Source organism: Xiashengella succiniciproducens (assembly GCF_023674465.1).
Lineage (GTDB): Bacteria > Bacteroidota > Bacteroidia > Bacteroidales > Marinilabiliaceae > Geofilum > Geofilum succiniciproducens.
The window spans coordinates 1908793-1929318 of record NZ_CP098400.1; the positions used below are offsets into that span (position 1 = coordinate 1908793).

Annotated in this window: 11 protein-coding genes and 1 pseudogene; 2 read left to right on the plus strand and 10 right to left on the minus strand. The window is 42.8% G+C overall.

The window, feature by feature from the left end; translation table 11 throughout:
- Positions 1-7: 7 nt before the first annotated feature.
- The 4 genes from M9189_RS08135 to M9189_RS08150 all read right to left on the minus strand — a co-directional run bounded on the left by M9189_RS08135 (position 8) and on the right by M9189_RS08150 (position 7352).
- Positions 8-3775, minus strand: a complete 3768-nt coding sequence (locus M9189_RS08135; protein WP_250722241.1) for an Ig-like domain-containing protein — start codon at positions 3773-3775, stop codon at positions 8-10.
- Between the two features lie 266 nt (positions 3776-4041).
- Complete coding sequence (locus M9189_RS08140) at positions 4042-4764, minus strand: class I SAM-dependent methyltransferase (protein WP_250722242.1); 723 nt, start codon at positions 4762-4764, stop codon at positions 4042-4044.
- A 37-nt stretch (positions 4765-4801) separates the two neighbouring features.
- A complete protein-coding gene (gene agaR / locus M9189_RS08145; RefSeq protein WP_250722244.1) occupies positions 4802-5581 on the minus strand; it encodes a transcriptional repressor AgaR in 780 nt (259 codons plus the stop codon).
- Positions 5568-7352, minus strand: coding sequence for a methyl-accepting chemotaxis protein (locus M9189_RS08150; RefSeq protein WP_250722246.1), 1785 nt, complete (start codon positions 7350-7352; stop codon positions 5568-5570). Before M9189_RS08150 ends, agaR begins: the two co-directional genes overlap by 14 nt.
- Positions 7353-7530: 178 nt before the next feature.
- On the opposite strand from M9189_RS08150, the gene M9189_RS08155 reads away from it, so the two are divergent.
- Complete coding sequence (locus M9189_RS08155) at positions 7531-8544, plus strand: substrate-binding domain-containing protein (RefSeq protein ID WP_250722247.1); 1014 nt, start codon at positions 7531-7533, stop codon at positions 8542-8544.
- Between the two features lie 73 nt (positions 8545-8617).
- On the opposite strand, the gene rlmD is transcribed toward M9189_RS08155, so the two are convergent.
- From rlmD to M9189_RS08175, 4 genes are all read right to left on the minus strand, one after another.
- Positions 8618-10027 (minus strand): 23S rRNA (uracil(1939)-C(5))-methyltransferase RlmD, encoded by a 1410-nt coding sequence (gene rlmD, locus M9189_RS08160; protein ID WP_250722249.1) that lies wholly within the window; start codon positions 10025-10027, stop codon positions 8618-8620.
- A gap of 40 nt (positions 10028-10067) precedes the next feature.
- Positions 10068-11510, minus strand: a complete 1443-nt coding sequence (locus M9189_RS08165) for a DUF5723 family protein (RefSeq protein ID WP_250722251.1) — start codon at positions 11508-11510, stop codon at positions 10068-10070.
- A gap of 16 nt (positions 11511-11526) precedes the next feature.
- The gene (locus tag M9189_RS08170; protein ID WP_250722253.1) at positions 11527-13161 is read right to left on the minus strand and encodes a hypothetical protein; all 1635 of its coding nucleotides are present in this window, start codon (positions 13159-13161) and stop codon (positions 11527-11529) included.
- A gap of 110 nt (positions 13162-13271) precedes the next feature.
- Entirely contained in the window at positions 13272-14213 is a 942-nt protein-coding gene (locus tag M9189_RS08175; RefSeq protein WP_250722254.1) for a hypothetical protein, read from the minus strand.
- Positions 14214-14586: 373 nt separating this feature from the next.
- Here M9189_RS08175 and M9189_RS08180 point away from each other — a divergent pair, with 373 nt between their 5' ends.
- Positions 14587-15180, plus strand: coding sequence for a hypothetical protein (locus tag M9189_RS08180; RefSeq protein ID WP_250722256.1), 594 nt, complete (start codon positions 14587-14589; stop codon positions 15178-15180).
- Between the two features lie 6 nt (positions 15181-15186).
- Here M9189_RS08180 and M9189_RS08185 read toward each other — a convergent pair whose 3' ends face one another.
- Together M9189_RS08185 and M9189_RS08190 are read right to left on the minus strand one after the other, a co-directional pair.
- Entirely contained in the window at positions 15187-18858 is a 3672-nt protein-coding gene (locus M9189_RS08185; RefSeq protein WP_336417733.1) for a PKD domain-containing protein, read from the minus strand.
- A 144-nt stretch (positions 18859-19002) separates the two neighbouring features.
- Positions 19003-20523 (minus strand): annotated as a pseudogene (locus M9189_RS08190) (IS1182 family transposase); the annotation flags it as partial.
- Positions 20524-20526: the final 3 nt, after the last annotated feature.

Genomic DNA, 20526 nt, shown 5'->3' on the forward strand with positions numbered 1-20526 from the left:
CAAAAACTTATTTAACAACAATCTTTTTACTTATAGTGTTTTCACCCTTGTTAGAGTATAAAGTCAAGATATATACACCATCCGGGTAACGTCCGATATTAACCATTCCTGCAGTATCTAATACATCACTTTTTACTACTCGACCTGAGATATCAAAGAGTGAATATTTTTCACCAATCATTGAATCAACAACACTAACATACAAGTTACCATTATCAACTAAGTATGAAAGATTAAGTTCATCATCAGATAATTCAACAGGTTTGGCTGATGTAATTACAGAATCAGTAAACTTCAACACAAATCTGCTATTATTGGTCCCTGTAGTATTTACCGAGAAAGTATATGGACCGTCTTTAAGTAGGTTAATCTCATTTGAAGCCAAATTATCTTTTAGGATAACATCAACTCCACTTAGATTCAGCTCACTCAGGTCAATCGTATATGTTCCAGATTTCCTTGCTACAAATCCTAAACCAACCTCTTTATTTTTAACATAGGGAACAGTGTTGATAGATAAACTTGTGCTACTATTAATCGTGTAAATTTCAAATGGATTTTTTCCGTCTCCAAAACGCTTTTCCGTATCAAACTTGTCTATTCCATCATTCGCTTCATCGATAAAGACTACAGCAAGTTCATCAGCATACTCACCATTACCTACTCTTAACTTAAGATGATTAGGTTTAACAGATGTTGATTTTAAAAAATTTGATTTATTCTCTACCTGTGCACTGCGTGGTATAGTCAGATCAGCGCCAGGCTTTCCAATTTTTACCTTTACAAGAAATCCATGATTTGAAGGAATTGTACCATCTGCACCACCAATACCAACACCAGACTCTTGATTAAATGCATTGTAAATTGCATCTTTTGGATCCCACAACCAGTAGTTGTTCTCAATATAATCTTCAATTCCAGAGTTTGCATCAATCAATTTTTTCCAGCTTAATGCAGAAGTAAATGGATTGCCAAGGAAATTCCAACCATAGCCTTTGCCTTCTGTTCTATAAAGTTTAACAAGTATTGATTCTGTATTGATAGCACCACATAATAATAGATTATTTAAAGTATAAACAGCATAACCAACACCAGGAGTCATGTTGTTTATTCCATTATTATGCCACATATCTGTCTGATTTTCAAACCACCTCATCTGATAACCTGACCCAGAGTTAATTGGATTAGCACCAAGAGTTGGGGAACCCATAAAATACACCCTTGACAAATCTTTAACAGGAATATACTGATGTACAAATACTTTATCTGCATCAACCTTAAGTGTACCTCCAGTAAATATGTATGAAGCATTTACTTTATCGGCAGCTGATTCAAGATGGAATTCACCTGTCAGATTTAGCATGCCTCCTTTTTGAGTTAACAATCCACCAGCCTCAACCGTTAAATTATGTAACCTAACATTGCCTCCGTCTTGAATAATTGGATATTTAGATAATCCATCAGGAATTCTTACACTCTTTCCTGCTATGTATGTACCACCCCAGTTATCGGGATCTTCCCAAACAGTGACATCTCCCATACCAGTCCAAGTAAATTCACCGTCAGTTTCAAAACTGACTGTTGTACTATCAGATTCAGAAGTATTACCACTCAAGTCTTTTACCTTACGAATTATCAACTCATATGAATTTAGTGGAGTCAATTCCTCATTTGGTGTAATAGTAATTCTTGTACGTTCACTTATAACAGTATTATCTATTGTAAACGGTATACTCTCCTTTAGATCTTCCTCTCCTACCATGTAAAGAGCGAAATCCTCAGTGCTAAGCGCATTTCCTTGAAGATCAACTACTCTTTCAGAAAATGTTACTAATAGTTTTCCATCACTAGGAAATGCAAGAAACTCATTTATAGGATAAGTACTGTAAATCTTGGGTGCTGTCTTATCAATAACCAGTGTTCTTACCTCGCCAAATTTAGATAGTTCATCAGTAACCTCTCTTTTATATACAACATGTAGATAATACACACCCTCTGTCGCAGTAAATCCATTGACGTCAATTGAAGTAGGATTATCATTATCCTTAATATCTTCATTGATAAACATAATAGCAGGATCACCATAATGATTCTTGCTAGCTGCAATGCTATCAGGCGCAGGAGCTATTGGGCTCATGGTAATTACACCATAAACCATTCCAGGAAAATCTGCATGTACTTCAAGTGTAAATCCAGAAGCACTCATATTACTAAGTTTTGGATATCCTTCCTGCCAAAGAGGAGGACGACTTTCCGTTCTGAAGTACCAAACTTGTGAAGAAATGCTGCCACTAACTGTATCAACACCAGCAAAGGGAGCATCAGTAATTTCAGACCTTACATATCCCTCTTCAATAACAACATAATACTCTGTTTCATAACTCAAAGGAGAGCTACTCAAATCCACAATCAGCTCATATCCATCTTCCGAAATACTAACATTTTGAACCCCAACGGCAAAGGTCTTTATTAAACCTACTTCATTATAAATAAGAAATAACTCATTATTGTCACCAAACTCAATTTTTTCGTTAAAAGTTAAACGCAATTTAGTATCCCTTGAAACCTCAGGGGTGCCAGGAGCCGGAAAATATCCATCCATGACAACATAAGGAGGATCAGCAGGAATTGGCTCTACCTCCGTGGTAAAAGACCACTCGCCAGCATCAAAACCAGTAAAATACACCTCACTACCAACACGCTTAATCAGGGTTGAAGCAATCCTAACATCGTAAACAGTTTCATACTCTGGCAAAGGATTACTGGACAAGTCTATTTGCAGCGTGTTGTTGTTGACGATGCTGACAGAAGAAGAATTTTTTGTAAGAACCCTCACCTCAACACCGTCAGAATATATTTCTATATTCCCTGAACCCAATTCAATATCCTTATCAAACTCCAAGGATAAAACAACATCTTTCAAAACCCCATCATCATTGTGAGCTGGAGAGAGAACTGGATTCTCTAGTGGAAGATAAACGGTGGTAAAGTCCCAGGCATCTTTATCTGAAAGACCAGCAAATGGCGCTCCAGAGGTAGTTTCAACAGCACCATTAGGAATTACCACATAGTAATGAGTCCCTTCTGCCAAATCGGTTGTGGGATTAATAATTAAATCACTACCACTAACCGAAAGTCCAGTGGTTATTGTCTCCACTACCGATTCGGATTGATAGTCATAGATATGAACTTCGGCACTAGTCCCTAGTTGAATATTCTGATTAAAGGTTGCAACCAGACTGGCATTAAGAGCAACATCACTTGCACCATCCTCAGGCACCTGAAGGTCAAGGGTGAAAGGGGCTGCCTCCGTGGTAAAAGGAACCGCTGTCGGTTCGGTCGCACCAATTACGGAAGTTTCAAAATCTTCTGTCGTAACAAAATAAGCGACATAAGATGTCTCCGAACTCAAGTTATATGCCTCAATACTAAACTCAGTACCGGGAGCAGACAAACCAATCTCGCCATAACGCCCTTCAGGAATCAGCTCTCCATTTCCATCTAAAGACCAAGAAATTACTTCTGCGATATTAGGCTCATCTTCATTAGCGTCTAAAACTATGAATAATGTATAGTGGGATGGGGCATACACCGGTCTCGGCGTAAGTTGTATCATCCCCCCCACCGAAGCACTGACATTAAGCTTAGCTGATTCGTGGGTAATATCACTCACATTTGGGTATCCTGGGGTATAGGACTCCTGTCCCCACACGCCACCTACTACCAGAAGGCTGAGGGCGGCTGTCATCCACACTTTGAGTAAATATTGTTTCATACTTTTGGATCTATGATTTAAAGACTTTTAATTAACAAAGAAATTTTACTGCTCAGCACCCGCTTAAATATAAAGGGGTTTCCCGGTTTCTCCACTTAGCCTGACTGTTTGTAAGGGCTTGTTGCGCAAGCAAAAAAGCAGGCATTGATGTAAATACTACAAATTGGATGTAATATTAGCAATTTGTACGCAAAACAGGGTCAAATAGTTGCCGTAAGTGGTCGAATTATTGATAAAGGAAACAAACAGGGTGCGCAATGGTTCAACTAGAGTTTCACCAGGCGGGCCAGGTAGTCAAAGTGGGTACCGTCAGCAATTTTTTCACATCTGAATCCATGCTGCTCTGCGTAGTATGACAAAAGCTCTGAATCAATAAAGAGCCACTTAAAAGACTTACCTTTTATATTACCATAACTCATTCGGTAAACCACTTCGCCATAATATTTGTCATTCAGATTTATTAGCATACTGCCGTCATCCTCCAGAAAGAGGTAACGTAAATCCGAACTGTCAAGCAAAACCTGCCCCTCTGGACTCAGCAGCTCATCAATCTTCCTGAATAACCGCGGAAATCCATCCGTAGTGCCAACCAAACCTATGCCGTTCATCATAAACAGCATCGTGTCATATGTCTCACCAACCGGACAACTAAAAAAATCTGAGTTTATTACATTTCTGACCCCTCTCTTCGAAATTACCTCACAACATTTTGCGGAAATCTCCAATGCAGTTACATCCAGGCCCATACTCTGAAGGTGTAGCGTATGACTACCCATGCCCGCTCCAACATCCAGAACCCTGCCCCGTGCATGGTTCATGGCTATCTGCTCCAATACCGGCATCTCAGCAAAACTGCGGAACAAGTGCTTTACGGGCAATATATCATTCTCCGCAATATCACACCACACTTTTATATCCTTCCCCTGGGACCCATTAACCAAGTAATCTAGCCCGGCCTCACCCATCACATCGTACTGCGGCTGAATCATAAAATCACGCTAACAATTTGACCGAAAGATAATAAAATTATACAACAACTACCTCTACTCCCATCTTTTCCATCGCTTCTTTGTACATCGGACTGATGCCGCTGTCGGTAATTAATACGTCAATCTGACTAATATTACAGATCACCGCGAGGTGACGTTTACCCAACTTGGACGAGTCTGCTACAACGATAATTTTTCGTGCCATCTTAAGCATCGTCCTCTTAAGGGCAGCTTCTTCAAGGTCGGGCGACGAAAGCCCAAGATTCAGGTCAATACCGTCGGTTGCCAGAAACAGCTTGTCGCCAAAAAACATTTTGAAGTTGTCAATGGCCGTGGCTCCAACCAAAGTCAATATGCTATGCCTCATAATGCCTCCCGGCATTATGATTGTTATGTTCTCCATGTCGGCCAGCGAACTGGCAATGTTCAAGGCATTTGTTACTACCGTCAAACGGCTGAAACGTCCCAGGTGATTGGTTATTTCACGAGTGGTTGTTCCGCTGTCTATTACTATGGTATCCCCGTCTTCTATAAAACGGGCTGCCCTACGACCGATGGCTTCTTTCTCCTTTACATTCTTGCTCTTCTTCTCCAGAAAACGAAGATCCAGGGAGGCCTTCTCAGTCTTGATGGCGCCTCCCCGGGCTCTTATTAATAGATTTTTGCGTTCCAGATAAGCAAGATCGTTGCGAATGGTTACTTCACTTACGTTGAAGTAACGACTCAGATCATTGACATTGACCTGGCCGTACTCATCCAGCATTTTAATTATTAAACCCCTTCTACCTGCTGTTGTTTCAGGGTTATACCTGCTCATTTTCGAGTTTGAATTTTACAAGGGTCTTGTTCAATTTGTCAGAGAGCTCTTCAAGTCTGTGTGCTGCATTATTTATATCGTCTGAGGTTGAAGCGTTACGCTGGGTAACTGCATTCAACTGCTGCAGTGCATTGTTGATCTGCTCTACTCCTGTCTCCTGCTCCATAGATGCTACTGTGATCTCCTGAATCAGTGAAGCTGTCTTTTCTATCTCAGGAGTCAACTGCTCAAGCTGCTCCAGCGCATTCACAGATGACGCGTAAGTAGTCCCGGCCATGGCATTGATCTCGGCAGCGGCCGCCTGACTTCTCTCAGCAAGCTTGCGAACTTCGGCAGCTACTACTGCAAAACCCCTGCCCTCTACTCCTGCACGAGCTGCTTCAACAGCAGCATTCAATGCAAGGATATTGGTTTGAAAGGCTATGTCGCTGATCACGGATACCTTTTGAGTGATCTCTTCCATACTCGCGGTTGCCAATCTTGATGTATTGTTGCTGCTTTTCATGCTAACAGAAGCCAACTTGGCAATAGACTCTGTGGTCCTGGCATTATCTGCAGTCTGTTGAATATTGGCGTACATCTCTTCCATTGAAGATGAAACTTCTTCGGCTGCAGATGCCTGTTCTGCTGCACCGGAGGCCATCTCCTCAGAACGCTCTACAAGTACGTCACCGGCTTCATCCAGTGCTCTTGCGCTTATTGCTATATCGTTGATCAGTTCCCTGAGGTTGACAACCATGTTGTTCAAGGCTGCTGCCAGGCGTCCAACTTCATCCTTGCGGGTAGTGTCAAAACTTACTGTCAGGTCGCCTTCTGCTATTTGTTCGGCTCCTCTTACACCCTCAAGTATAGGTTTTGTGATAGATGGCGGCAGGAAGATAAAGGCTATCAGGCCTATTATAACCATAAAGATTACTCCAACAATAATCAGATTCCTGACATTGGTGACCACGGTAATGGAATTGCTTCCTACTACTTTCATCTGTTCCTGACCAAGGTCAGAAACAGTGCGGATATCCCACATGATCTCTTTTGCCATTTCAAAGGCAATAATCTCTGACTTGCGGGCTACTGTATAGTCGTCAATATAGGTCTCAGCAGCATTTACGAAATCCCTCAGCAAACCGGATACATTGCCGGGATATGAGTTATTTCTTATCATATTGCGAAGGGTCGCCAGATCATCCAGCTTGGACTGCATGTTGATAGAGTATCTGTTGATCTCGTCTGCCTGTAGTGAACCCCAGATACCCATGGCCAGTGCTCCTGCAGTTTGTACCGAACCGTTGTAGCGGTTGGCATTGATTGCTGTGTATAACTTGCCACCTATTTCTTCAAGGGCCTTGCGACTTTCGCTCACCTGGCCCTGGAGGGCAAAGTGAGTGTTTAGGTGCGACCTGTATCTCTGGATGCTTTCCTTCAATGGCACAAGAGCCTCGCTATTGGATTCTTCTCCAAGATTCCCGTCCATCTCTATCAAGCCTTCAAGGGCTCCGTTGAAAACTTCAAATTCGTTTTCACTTCTGTACAGGAAATAATCATTGGCAGTAAAATCATAGGATCTTATGTACTCAGACAACTTCCACCATGATTGAGAAGTCTTGATAGCTCCGTCAACATAAGGAATGTACTGATCTGTCAGTTTACTGATATCCCTGTTTACCCTAATCAAGTTAAACATTGTATATGCACCCATCAGGAATGCAAGTACCAGCACGAAACCCAAAGCACTTCTGATCTTTGCGTTTATGTTCAAATCTCTCCACTTCATTTTCAATTCCAGTTAATGTTGCTATTCTATGTTATTATCATTTTTTTAGAAACCTTTTTTACAAAAAAGGACTATAAAAGTAGTGGTTTTATCCTTACTATGACATTTACAGTGTTATTTTTGCAATTTGGCCTTAATGTACTTTATTAATACTTTATAATATTTATACCTTAATAAAATGAAAAAAGATTCAAAAATATTCGGGTTTATTTTACTCTTTTTCATGGCGTTTGCTATATCGGGATGTAAGAAGAGTGAAAGTATAAAGATCGGCTTCCTTTTCAATTCTGATATAACCTACCGCTTTGTTATTGAGAGTAATTATTTCGCAGAACGTGCCAGGCAACTGGGAGCCGAAGTAATAGTAAAACATGCCAACGACAACGCCAGCCTTCAATACGAGATGGCTATGCAAATGAAGGAGGAAGGAATAGACCTGCTGACTCTGGTCTATATCAATGAGATTACTGCCGATGCTATTGTCCGCGATATGAAGGCCGATGGTATTCCTGTGATAGCATACAACAGACTAATACCCAACAGTGACCTGGATATGTTTATCGCCGGAAACAACGTAACTCTTGGTGAGGCCATGACTGGCTTTGTCACAAAGTTGGTACCTCGCGGTAACTATATGCTATTCGGTGGGGATAAGTTTGACCGTAATGCTATCGAACTCCAGGCTGCTATTGATTCAGTGCTTGAACCAATGATTGCAAGGGGTGATATCAAGGTGCTTTACAAGACTTTTACTGAAAACTGGGACGGTCGCAATGCAGCTTTTGAACTGAGACAGTTTATGCAAAACTCAGAGGAACGTCCAGATGTGATTATCTCATGCTTTGACGGTATGAGTCACAGCATGATAGAGGTGCTCAAAGACTGGGACCTTGACGGTAAGGTATTATTCACCGGACAGGATGCCCAGATTGAATCTGTTCGTGACATTGTTGCCGGTAAGCAACATATGACTATGTACCACCCCTTCAAGGAAATTGGCTACACTGCTGCTGAAGTGGCTGTGGCAATGGCTAAGGGCGAAAAGCTGGATAAGTTTAACATAGTCTATACTGACAACGGCCTTAAGAAAGTGCCTACTATCCAAATCAACTCTATTCCTGTTACCCAAAATGACATTGACAGGATTCTGATTGATGGCGGTGTTTATACAAGAAACGAAGTGTATCAATAAGTCTCTGATAGAAGAGGTGACTTCGCCAGGCTCAGCTACCGGATAACTCAGTCTCTGAGCCTGTCGAAGTATATCATCTTCTCTCAAGCAATACTATGTTCTCGATGTGGTGGGTATGCGGAAACATATCTACAGGCCTTACACGTGTTACGCGATACCTGATGTCTAGCATGTTGAGGTCTCGTGCCTGGGTGGCTGAGTTGCAGCTTACATAGACAATCTTGTCGGGTGCTGCATTCATGATGGTCTCAACTACATCAGCATGCATTCCGGCTCGTGGCGGGTCTGTTATAATCAGATCTGGGTGGCCGAACTCAGTAAAGAGTTCGGGCTTCAGCAGATCCTTCATGTCACCGGCTAGGAATACTGTGTTGTCAATACCGTTGATCCTTGAGTTTTCTCTTGCATCTTCAATTGCCTCGGGTACATATTCTATTCCTATTACCCTCTTTGCACTGTGGGCAACGAAGTTGGCTATTGTTCCAGTACCTGTATAGAGGTCATATACTGTCTCATTACCAGTAAGCCCAGCAAATTCACGTACCAGCTTGTACAGATTCAATGCTTGCTTTGTATTGGTCTGGAAGAAGGACTTGGGACCTATCTTAAACTTAAGGTCCTCCATCTGCTCAAAAATAAAATCACGGCCGGCATAGCAGTGTGCCTCAAGGTCATTAAAGCTATCGTTGGCCTTGGTGTTGATTACATACATCCAGGATGTAACCCGGGGAAACAGCTCTATTAGTCTGTCGAAAATCTTTTTTCTCAGTTCGGCATCATCTTCGGCAAAGACAATAACTACCATGGTCTCACCTGAAACTGCAGTGCGTATCATCATAGTACGCAGAACTCCTGTCCTGTTTCTCAGATCGTAAAAGGGGATGTTGTTAGCAAGAGCAAACTCACGCAGGGCAAGCCTGATTGCATTTGACGGTTCTGGCTGAAGGTGGCATTCTTTGATATCCACTACCTTGTCAAAACGTGTAGGTATGTGAAAACCTAGTCCGCTTCGTTCGGTAATCTCCTCACCTGAAGCCATTTCCTCTGGACTTAACCACCTGCTGGATGAAAAGGTAAATTCAAGTTTGTTGCGGTAATGCCTTTCATCGGGAGAGGCCAACACAGGCTCAAGTTCAGGAAGTTCCACCTTGCCAATGCGCTTAAGGTTGTTGTAAACCTCACGCTGCTTGTATTTAAGCTGCTCGCTATAGGGTATGGATTGCCATTTGCAACCGCCGCATACTCCAAAATGCTCACAGAATGGCTTTACCCGTATATCTGAATAGTGGTGAAATCTCAGCGGTATCCCCTCCATGAAGCTGTGGCGCTTGCGGGTTACCCGAACGTCAACGATGTCACCAGGTACTGTATTTGTAACGAAAACAACTTTGTCATTAAAACGGCCGAGCGATTTTCCTTCTGCAGCCATGTCGGTCACCTCAAAACGCTCAAGTATAGGTTTGCTTTTAGCAGATCTTCCCACTTTTTGTTCCTTTAAATTTCGCCGCAAAGGTAGGAATTTATTATCTGAAATCTATACTGGGATTATTCCTGTTACCATGTCTTCCAAAGATTAAATTGAGACCGGCTCTGACATTCAATTGCTTCTGATATGGAAACATTACAAATTCACTGTCATCCATTATCACATTTGAGTAACGTACAGGGGCATAATCAGCAACAGCGTATATCTGCAAAGGGCCCAATAGCACAGACAGTGCGGTTCCCAGCCCATTGGCTCCATTGAAACAGTAGCTGTAGTTTACATTTACCGAGACAAAGGAATATGGCTTGTAGTTGGCCGAAATATTCAGGTCTTCCCTGAAATTGTTCTTCTGCAACATGCTCCTCGAAATAAATCCAAAAGACATGTAGTGGTTGAGATGATACTCAGCCCCCAACCAGATACCAGGAACAAGTGAGGTACTGAACTTCCCGTGTCCTGTGCTGTAATTAATAATAGATTTAAGAGAATCACCTATTGCTTCAAGTGCATCATCAAGATCGTCTTTGTTGGATCCGTCAAGCTCCAGTCCTTCAAAACTGTAGTTACCCTTAAAGCTTAGCGAATTTAGATCGCTCTTCCAACTTATAAATCCAAGGTTGTTGACTGCAGCCGAGAAGTGCCATTTGTCATTGAACTTGTACACGGCACCAAGGTCTATTGCGAAACCTGGATTTCTGAAACCAGTCAGGTAAGCTCTCATCTCACTATCTTCAAGTTCACGCCCTTCAATATCTTCAGGAAACTCACCTGGCACTCCTTCTGTAATCTCAACAGGTGCTGACACACGAATGCTTCCGTCAACCAGCACTTCATACTTCTCTCTTGAGGTGCGCAATTCCAGTCTGTTGATATCGGTCATGCCGGCGACCATACCAAACAAAGGTTTGACATTAATACCAACGTTGAGCTTGTCATTCCACTCGCGGGCATAGCCAATATTAATCTCCTTATACAACTGGGTCTTCATCCGGAGGGTGGAAAAGTCAAAAACAGAGCCGTCGGCAAAGCCTTTCTCGGTTACCTTGAAAAGGTCACGAGGCAATCCGGCATTCAGATCTCCCTTTATTGAATACGATATTGAAAAATAGTCACGACCCCTCCTGAATCCAAAGCCCAATATATCAACAGTGGTCTGTTCATTTACATTAAAAACCTTACCGGTAGCACGATACAGCTTATCGTAATCAAAGCGCCTGCTCAAAGGTGATACCCACTCACCGCCCTTGTCCTGGAAAATATTTGAAAATGACAAATCACTACCCACCATCAGTTCGATACCCGGCAAGGTATAGAAACCGTTGGCCCTTGGCATCATTGCAGGGTTAATCTGCCTTACCTGTGGTATGGTCTCCATAAAATAGGTACTCATAGGCGACTGCCCGGTTAGGGCCGGGCAGACCATCAACATCAATAGTGCTACGCTCCTGAGCACTGTATATCTTCTTTTTCCTGACATCATTACCAATTTTTACCGATTAGTTGGGTATAGTACCCTTAGCACTGAGTGAGATCTTAGCCCTCAGACTGCCCTTATTTGTGATCTCAACACTCTCACCATTCTTGCCTGTCATCACCTCGTAGTGCAATATCAATTGCTTTGCCTCACGTTGCCTGAATGCCTCTATCTGGTCCTCTGTAAGGTCCACCTTAAATGATGAAGCCTCAGGTCTTGCAGCTGTTCCTGCTATAATAATGGAAGTTCCCTCATCCAACACGTAATCAATTAAGTCACCGTTTCCGTCAATCACATAGGCACTTGCCGAAATGCTGAGCGGAAGTCCGTTTTCAAAATCAAAGTAGACTGAGGCCAGTTCAATGCTTTCTACTTCATTTTCTGAACCTTCTATCATATCGTTGAAGTCGAACTCTATCGTGTCTCTCCTTTCATAGCCTGCAGCCGAAAGGGTAAATGGAATCTTTGCAACCAAAGCTGCTACAAGATCCTGGCCAGCCAACTTGTAGTTGAGAGGCTCAGACTCAGGGTCTGAGCCGGCATCAGGATTGCTTCTTGAGAAGATGTCAAGCTTCATCGAACGAGGGAAGCCGTTTGCTATATCCAGCACGTTGGAATCAGATTTATCATCTATTACCACTTCAGCAAAGCCGGGTTCACCACCCACTGATGCGGGCACATTGTCAATAACCAGTGTACTGCTGCCATCCACGGTCAGGTATTCATATGGATCTTCGTCGTCATCTTTATAAAACCTCATGTTTCTGGTCTCTACATAAAATGGTGTTCCAATGCTGTTGTGAAGCTGGATGCTGATTGAAATCCTATCTACCCTGACCCTGTCCTTGAGGTCGTCTATCTCGTCGAAGAGTTCGAAATCGAGTTCAACATCTGTCTTGGTGGTCTCCTGAGTACCGAAGTATCCGTATGCGGCTTCAGCCTCCATATCAGACAGGCTAAAGTAAACAGTGAGATCACCACCGTAGGATAATCCTTCCAATGCAACCCGGGTATTAACCCTGAGACTACTTAGGTATGGTGCCTCATCATTGCTTTCCAAATTGAGGTGCATTCCTTCGAGTGGCAGGCTGAACTCTTCGGGACTTACCATTCCGTTGCCATACACTGTAAAGGTTATGCTTACAGGTTCTCCTCCGCTTGCCATGCCCGGACAATCTACTGTCACCGTGCCGCTTAGCCCATAGGGTGACGCTATTGCAATTCTCAGCACTCCGGCAGTCAGATCCAGACTGTCGTACCGTACATCATTCCTGTGACTTAGAATTGCCCTGTCGGAAAACTCAAAGCTTCCATCGTCGCCTGAACCTGTATTGAATGGAGGAATGTAATGATTCCATGTACTGTTTACGTCATTGAGGGTAACCAGATCATCCCATTCTATCTCAACATCCTGACGAGTCTGGTAGTAAAGCAGTCCATCCTCGTCTGAAAAGATACCGTCTCCCTCCAGATCTTCGAGGAAATCCTGTAATGTATAACTGGCTGAGATAAACGGTCCGGTAATTGAAATGGAACGCATATCATCGTCCGGATCGTTGACTATTATATCATCTCCCTTGCAGGAATACAGCACTGTCATCGCGATTAATGATAGCCCTATAAAATCCCTGAATCTTATATTTCTTTTATTGCTCATACCTGTCTCTTTAATCTCACCTGCCGGAAGGCAGGTGATTGCTTTTTATTTTGATATAGAACTAAGACTTAGATTCAACTCACCACTTTCTTATCTGCTTAGATGTCCTGTCAATCAGGCACTGCCAGTTCGGTTATGACCCTGTAGATATCCATTCCCCCAAAACCTTCTGGACGGTTGCTTGACATCAGGAATGAAAGGGTGTCAGATGAAGGATAGTAAAACACATCGTGATATTCGGAATTAATTGGTTCACCCAGGTTTTCCGGGCGACTCCATTGTCCGTTAGCATCCTTTATGCTTTTGAATAGATCATAGCCTCCCATACCGATATGACCATCTGAAGCAAAATACAGGGTATTACCATCAGGGGTGACATAGACTGAGACTTCATCATTTGCTGTATTGACTACCGGACCAAGATTAATGGCCTTACCAAAGCGGGATTTGCCCTTGCGTGGTGCATACCATATATCAAAACCGCCCTGTCCGGCATGATGATTACTGATAAAATAAGCATCTCCGTTGGCTGTTAATGAAATCTGTGTTTCCCTGTATATCTTCTTGTCAACTCCTCCTGAAGGGGTATAGACATGACGTAATCCCTTCTTAGCATGATTTTCATATGCTACTAACCGACCACCACGTTTCTTTCCTACATACAAGAATAGTTGTCCCTTACCAGGGTCATAGCCGGCCACGGCTGTATGTTTCTTTGCTGATCCAAGTCCTTTGACAGGAGCTGCTACTGATGCAATACTATCAGTCAGCTCAGCTTTGAGTACCTGTTCTTTAAGCTTTTCAGCTTGCTTGGTACTACCTGCCTTGCCAGGTTGTCTGGAAGTAAAGTACAATGCTCCTGCCTGAGTTACTTCTACCGCTGAATAATCGTCATACATACTGTTGATTTCTGAGCCGAGGTTTACAACCCTAAAGGATTGAGATGTATTGGAAGTGTAGTCTGTTCCAATGGCGTCGTCAGGCTCCTGAGCATAAATGGTACCTGCTGTCAAAAACAACGCAAATACTATGGGATGTCCTATCTTTTTCATCTAAATTATGTAACTGATTACCTGTTACAACGCATCTCAATGCTTATTGTTACTCTACACACAAAAAAAAAATGGGGATTTTGACAAACGTATATTCCCATACCTTAAACAGCTCTATAGTTTACACTTTTTGACTTCGTGATCAGATGTAAATAAAATGTTATAAATAGTTAACAGACCCTACTGCATTGATTTTCAATGGGTATCTAAAAAATAAAACTTTCCGACTTTAAGGGTAGATTCTTCGGTCCGGAACAAAGTGATGGATTTTTTTATACTTTTGGATTTGTCATGGTAGGAAGTGAGAACGGGAAATGTTGTTTGACCCTGTACCATTGGTACTCTATAGTTCTGACAGCCCAATATCCCCTTAATGAATCAATTAAAATTAGTCAGCCCAGACAGAATGCTAGATGTCGATAATCGATTGCACATCACAAATGATGTGAACCATGCGATGGTCGAGTTTGGCTTTATAGTAAAAGGAAATTTCTTAAAGTGGCTTATTCTGGGAAGTGATGGTACCGAAAAAGGTATCAATCGACTATTTATTGAGATCTGTGCTGCTCTGGCGCGCCATGGAAAGATGCCTGATGATCTCAGACTTCAGCTTAACAAGAATATTGAAAAATATCTGTACGACCTGCCAATCAGACGTCGTCTTGCTCTGGCATTCATACTCTTCAACAGTGAAGATTTCAGACGTTCCATCGCAGAGATCAACGAACACCTGGATCTAAGTCCGGGTGAATTAAAGACCCTGCTCGGCAAACATATCGAGCGTGAAATTTATGTCGGTGGAAGCTATGATCTTGAAATCAAAATAAGGGACTACCTGGCAAGTGAGATTGTCAAGTTTGCTTCAGAGTTCAGCTTTATCTCAGGCTGCATTAAAAGGGAGCGGGTAATGGAATTGCTCGACATTTACAGCCGTTCCAGCCTTGCTATGCTTGGTTTTGACGAATAAAAGCTTCTATCTTATCAACCTTAGAGTACCACTCTTTTCAAGTACTTCATCAGCCTCAGTTCTAACCCTTACTATAAAAGTATAGGTCTCAACAGGCTGGGGTACTCCATCATATACTCCGTCCCATCCCTCTTTAATGTCAGTAGACTCATATACCACCTGTCCAAATCGGTTGAATATCCTGAACATTACCAGTTCCCTGAGTCCCCATCCCTTCACAAAGACCTTGTCATTGATTCCGTCGCCATTAGGTGTAAAGGCCAGCGGAACATCAACAGAGTACTTCTTCTCAACTGTCAGATTGAAAGGATAACTTAGTGTGAAGCATTCATTGACATCGGTCACCGCTACAGAATAAGCTGTAGTTTCCATTGCCTTAAATACAGGATCGGGACATGTACTACAGGAGATATTATCTGTCGGACTCCACTGGTACTTTCCAATTTCAGGGTCACTCAGATCCATATACAACTCCTCTCCTATTATCAAGGTGGTATCACTTAACCAGACAACAGGATGTTGCTGAACGAGGACTACGACCTTGGCGGAATCGACACAACTGTTGTGATCGGTTACTGTGACAGTATAGTCAGTGTCGAAAACAGGCCTTGCAACAGTCGTGGCAGCTGCCGCATTATCCAGAGATAAGGCGGGGCTCCACAGGTATTCTATTCCACCGTCAGCTCTCAGTACCAACTGATCACCAAGGCAGATTAAGGTGTCGGGACTTGTATCTATTTCCGGTAAGGGGAATACCGTGACTGCGGCCTTTGCACTGTCAACACAACCCAGTGGTGTATAATGCGCAAACAAAGTGAGTGTGTATGAGCCGGCCTGATTGTATGTCAACTGCGGCAGTGCTTCCAGGGAACTGCCTCCATTACCTTGCAGCCAGGTATAGCTGTCTGCATTCAGGGTGTTGTTGATTAAGGGCGGGGTGAAAGGTACGCAACCACTGTCAATACCTCCATCAAAGGCAAAGGTTGCCTGAAGATCGTGAACTACAACATTTCCGACGATGGCCTTATTACATGTATTCTTATCGTCTGACCGCAGGAATAACACCGGTTTGTATACATCTGAACGGGTGTAGGTATGTGCGGTCTCTGTGGTACCCGCATCAGAGTAACCATCACCAAAGCTCCAGCTTATATCATGCACGTTTTGCAGTTTGATTGCCCTAAACACCACCTCTTGTCCGCGACACACTGCATCGGCAACGTCTATCTCAGCATAGGGTCCGCCCACATGGACATACTCCTTTTTGACTATGGTATCGGCACAGCCATTGCTAGTCCTGCTAATTAGTGTCACATCATGTAAACCGGGTCTGTTGTATATAAAGAAAGGATTCTGCACTTCTGATCTATTTTCATTCTCACCAAAGACCCAGGTCCATGAACCGGGATTGGGAGTTTGGGACAGATCCTGAAACTGCACCACCAACGGGTAACAGTTGGACTCTGTTATATCGGCCGTAAAGTCGGCTACCGGAGGTTCCTGTACGCTGAAGAAGTTTTCTACAAAAGCTGTTTCCTCACAACCGTGGTCATCTTTAATAAACAGGCTGAGCGAATACAAACCGGCATTTGCAAAATTTATTGTTGGAACAGAATCCGTAAAGCTGCGACCATCACTTAATTCCCATAGATATTGAACTATCCTGCTTTCAGAATTATCGCGAACACTTATTGTATCCCCAATGCAAAGTCCGGTTTTTGACGCTACAAATGACGCATCAGGTCTGATAACTCTTACTGCATTCTTTTTTAATACAGTATTACTACAGCCATAGCTGTCGGTAACCTTGAGAGATACGTCGAAGGTCTGGTAAGTAGTGTAGTCGTGTGATGGGTTCTGGGTTGTAGCAGTAGCTCCGTCGCCAAAGTTCCACGACCATGAAGTCAGAGGGGCTTCAGATTTGCTCTGATCAGTAAAACTGAAGGTAACAGGCATACAGCCAAGTTCGTAATTGACTGAGAAGTCCGGTTCAGGTTGGAACACATTAATTGTTCTGCTCAGAGTATCACGGCATCCGTTGGCATCCTGTACAACAAGTGATACCTTATTGAGTCCGGGGGTTTCAAATCTGTGAACGAGGTCACCCATTGTTCCCTCTGTCTTTCCTTCGGTTTCAAACAACCACAAATACCTCACGGTCTGATTGTCAACAGAGAAAGGTGAATTGTCAACCGATGATGCACCACTCAGGGTCAGTGTCTCTCCATGACACAGGTAGGCTGCATTTAGGCTGAAGTCAGCATTAAGTTGTCGGGCATAGACTTCCTTTACGACGGAAAACTGACAGCCTGTATTATTATTGAATGCAGTAAAGCGCACTACATAGGTACCGGAACTAGTATAGCGATGCGAAGGGGTAAGAGTATTTGTCACCAGCGGACTACCATCGCCAAAGTCCCACTGGTATGAGCTTGCTTCTTCTACTGTTGCTGTGAAGTTATAAAGCATCGGGTCGTTACAGTCGGACTTACCCTCCATGGTAGCAAGGGGTCCAAGTATCCTGAGAAGGTTGTTCTTGGTCACCTTGGTTGGACAGCCATTATTAAAAATGGTTAGTGATACGTTCATCACCCCTGTCTTCGCGTAGTTGTGGAAAGGCACAGGAAACGGAGGCTTAGTTTCGTCACCATAGTCCCAAACCTCACTTGTTCTCAAGGCCGGCTCAGGTGAGGTAATCTCAAACATAACGGTCTCAGAGGCACAACGCTCATAGTTGCCAACCCTGTTGAAGTCCACATTGACCTTATCCCCAGCATTTATATACTCCACATTAGTATGTTCGCAACCCTTCTCGGTAATAACTCTCAGCACCACCGGAACCTTTGCGGCTTCAACCACATTGACATTAATGCTGCTACCCTCCTGCCATGGGCCACCGTTAACACTCCACATTCTTGAGACTATTGCATCCTCAGTAGTATTATAAGTCGATTTGTCACTGAAGGTGATATTCATTGGGACGCATCCTGACAACTGAGCAGCAGATCCTGCAGGAGTCATTGCCACCTTGGGCATGTTGATGGTGACAGCATTCTGCTTGACATAGGTATCCGAACAGCCACTAGAGCTGTAAACTACAAGGGTATCTGAAAAGACTACATTACCATCACTGAATGGGAAGCCCTCACCAATGGTCTGTACCGGAGAAGCCTGAGTTGACACAGTACCGCTGCCAAAGCGCCACTCATAAAAATCAGCACCAACCGACTGGTTGATATATTTGACAACAGCAGGCAGTTCACAATAAAAATCTTCCCCCACATCAAAAAGAGCCTCTACATGTTCGACTGTGATAACCTGTCTGACACTGTCAGTACAGGTTCCATTGCCTGCAATAAGCCACACCTCATATTCACCCGGATCCCTGAAGTTCTTTTGCGGGGATACTGCCGTTGAAGTAGTACCATCTCCAAAGCGCCAACGATAAGTATCTGCACTTGTGCTTGTATTTGTAAAGCGGATATTCTCCCCTGGACATATTACTGTTTTGGGTGTAGTGAAAGAGGCCCTGGTCTTGGTGACCTGAATTAGGTTTGCCCTTGTAACCGAAGCCTGGCAGCCAATATCATCGGTTACTGTGAGGGTTACCGAATAATTACCTACGGCCTCATACAGATGGCTTGAGGTTGTCCAATTAAGGGCAACCTCTTTTTCAATTTAAGCAAGTTGATAAGAATAGATTTCGATTTTTAGATGAACATGTTTACGAAAATTCCATATTCCTTTTTGGATTTTTGCATATAGGGGTTCAAACAAGAAGAAAATTGCATTTTGGAGTACTGTTTTTGAAACACACGCACCTTTGCCTATGATTTTTCTTAAGTTATGAGCAATAGCTATCAGGCCAAACTCGATTTCAACTTTCTTAAGGCCTTTCAGTGTAAATCTGGTGAACTTGTTGTTGTGTTTTATTTGTCCAAACACTGCTTCCGGTTCTATTGGGCGTCTACTTCTGTGATATAGGCCCTGTTCACTTAATAGCTGTTCCCTGGCCTTCTTTTTTAGGATCCTTAACCTGTGATTGATCTCTATTATTCGATTACCGGTAGCTTGAAAACAAAGTCCGCGCAACGGGCATCCAGTACAGTTTTGCGCTTGATAACGTGTCACCTTTGATACATACCCATTCTCAGAAGTCACTTTTCTTTCACCTTTATTGGTCATATGCTGTCCCATCGGGCATACATAATAATCTTCATGTTCGTTGTAATATAGGTTTTGGCTTAGAAATGCATTCTTTTTAAATGCTCTTTTCTGTTCTTTGTGGAAGTAGTTGTACTTGACAAAGTACTCTATATTATTTGCTTCCAGGTATTCATAATTCTCCTCGCTTCCGTAGCCGGCGTCTGCAACGACCGTAGAGCTATGACTTCCATATTGGTTTTTAAATCCCTCCAGATGACACTTTAATGTTCTTGTATCACCTGGGGTTTGATGGATACTGTAATGGGTAATAATCTGGTTCTCTGTACTAATCTGAGGATTATAAGCTGGTTTCAGCTGCCCATTCTTCATATGATCTTCTTTCATTCGCATGAAAGTAGCATCCTCGTCAGTCTTGCTAAAACTGTTGCGATCACCCAGAGTGTCAAGTTGCTTCTCGTATTTCTCCAACCGTGGCAGATGTTCCTCCTGTAATTGCTTTAGTTGCTTAGATGTGGACTTATTTGTATCCTTAAGCCTGGTGTTAAGCTCAGCTATTTTGCTTTTTAATAAATCTGAGTCTATTGATTGGGGCAAATCTTCTTTGTTGAGAGTTTTTGAGTCCTCTTTAATTTGACTATCAATATCTTTAAGAATACTCCTTATCCTTTCTTCCAGTTTTGCTTTGTTTTTCTCAACTGTGCCTCGCCATACAAAGGTGTACCTGTTTGAGGTAGCTTCTATTTTTGTTCCATCAACATACTGTACCTGAAGACTCACAAACCCCATACCATGCAGTAATCTAACTACTTCTGCAAAGATGGTCTTAATTTCTCCCTGCAAACGGGTACTCCTAAAATAATTGATTGTTCTAAAGTCTGGAACACAGCCCTTTGATAACCAGATAAAATGAATATTCTCTTGTAAAGCCTTTTCAATCTTTCTGCACGAAAATATGTTGTTTAAATAACTGTAGAACAGTATTTTAACCATCATTCTTGGATGAAAACTGCTAGCACCACCACCTTTGTATTTATTTAGTATAGATGTGATATCCAGTTGATCTACAACCTTATCAACCAGACGAACTGGATGGTCTGCTGGTATGCGATCCAAGAGGTTTTCAGGGAATAACTGAGCTTGATTGTTTGGAAGCTCTTTGAAAACAACTTTTTTCATTAT

Bases quoted from the DNA above. Each gene is read 5' to 3' on its own strand.
- M9189_RS08150 (WP_250722246.1), bottom strand. From the start codon at position 7,352: ATGAAGTGGAGAGATTTGAACATAAACGCAAAGATCAGAAGTGCTTTG.
- M9189_RS08180 (WP_250722256.1), top strand. From the start codon at position 14,587: ATGAATCAATTAAAATTAGTCAGCCCAGACAGAATGCTAGATGTCGAT.
- agaR (WP_250722244.1), bottom strand. From the start codon at position 5,581: ATGAGCAGGTATAACCCTGAAACAACAGCAGGTAGAAGGGGTTTAATA.
- M9189_RS08165 (WP_250722251.1), bottom strand. From the start codon at position 11,510: ATGATGTCAGGAAAAAGAAGATATACAGTGCTCAGGAGCGTAGCACTA.
- M9189_RS08135 (WP_250722241.1), bottom strand. From the start codon at position 3,775: ATGAAACAATATTTACTCAAAGTGTGGATGACAGCCGCCCTCAGCCTT.
- M9189_RS08170 (WP_250722253.1), bottom strand. From the start codon at position 13,161: ATGAGCAATAAAAGAAATATAAGATTCAGGGATTTTATAGGGCTATCA.
- M9189_RS08175 (WP_250722254.1), bottom strand. From the start codon at position 14,213: ATGAAAAAGATAGGACATCCCATAGTATTTGCGTTGTTTTTGACAGCA.
- M9189_RS08155 (WP_250722247.1), top strand. From the start codon at position 7,531: ATGAAAAAAGATTCAAAAATATTCGGGTTTATTTTACTCTTTTTCATG.
- M9189_RS08140 (WP_250722242.1), bottom strand. From the start codon at position 4,764: ATGATTCAGCCGCAGTACGATGTGATGGGTGAGGCCGGGCTAGATTAC.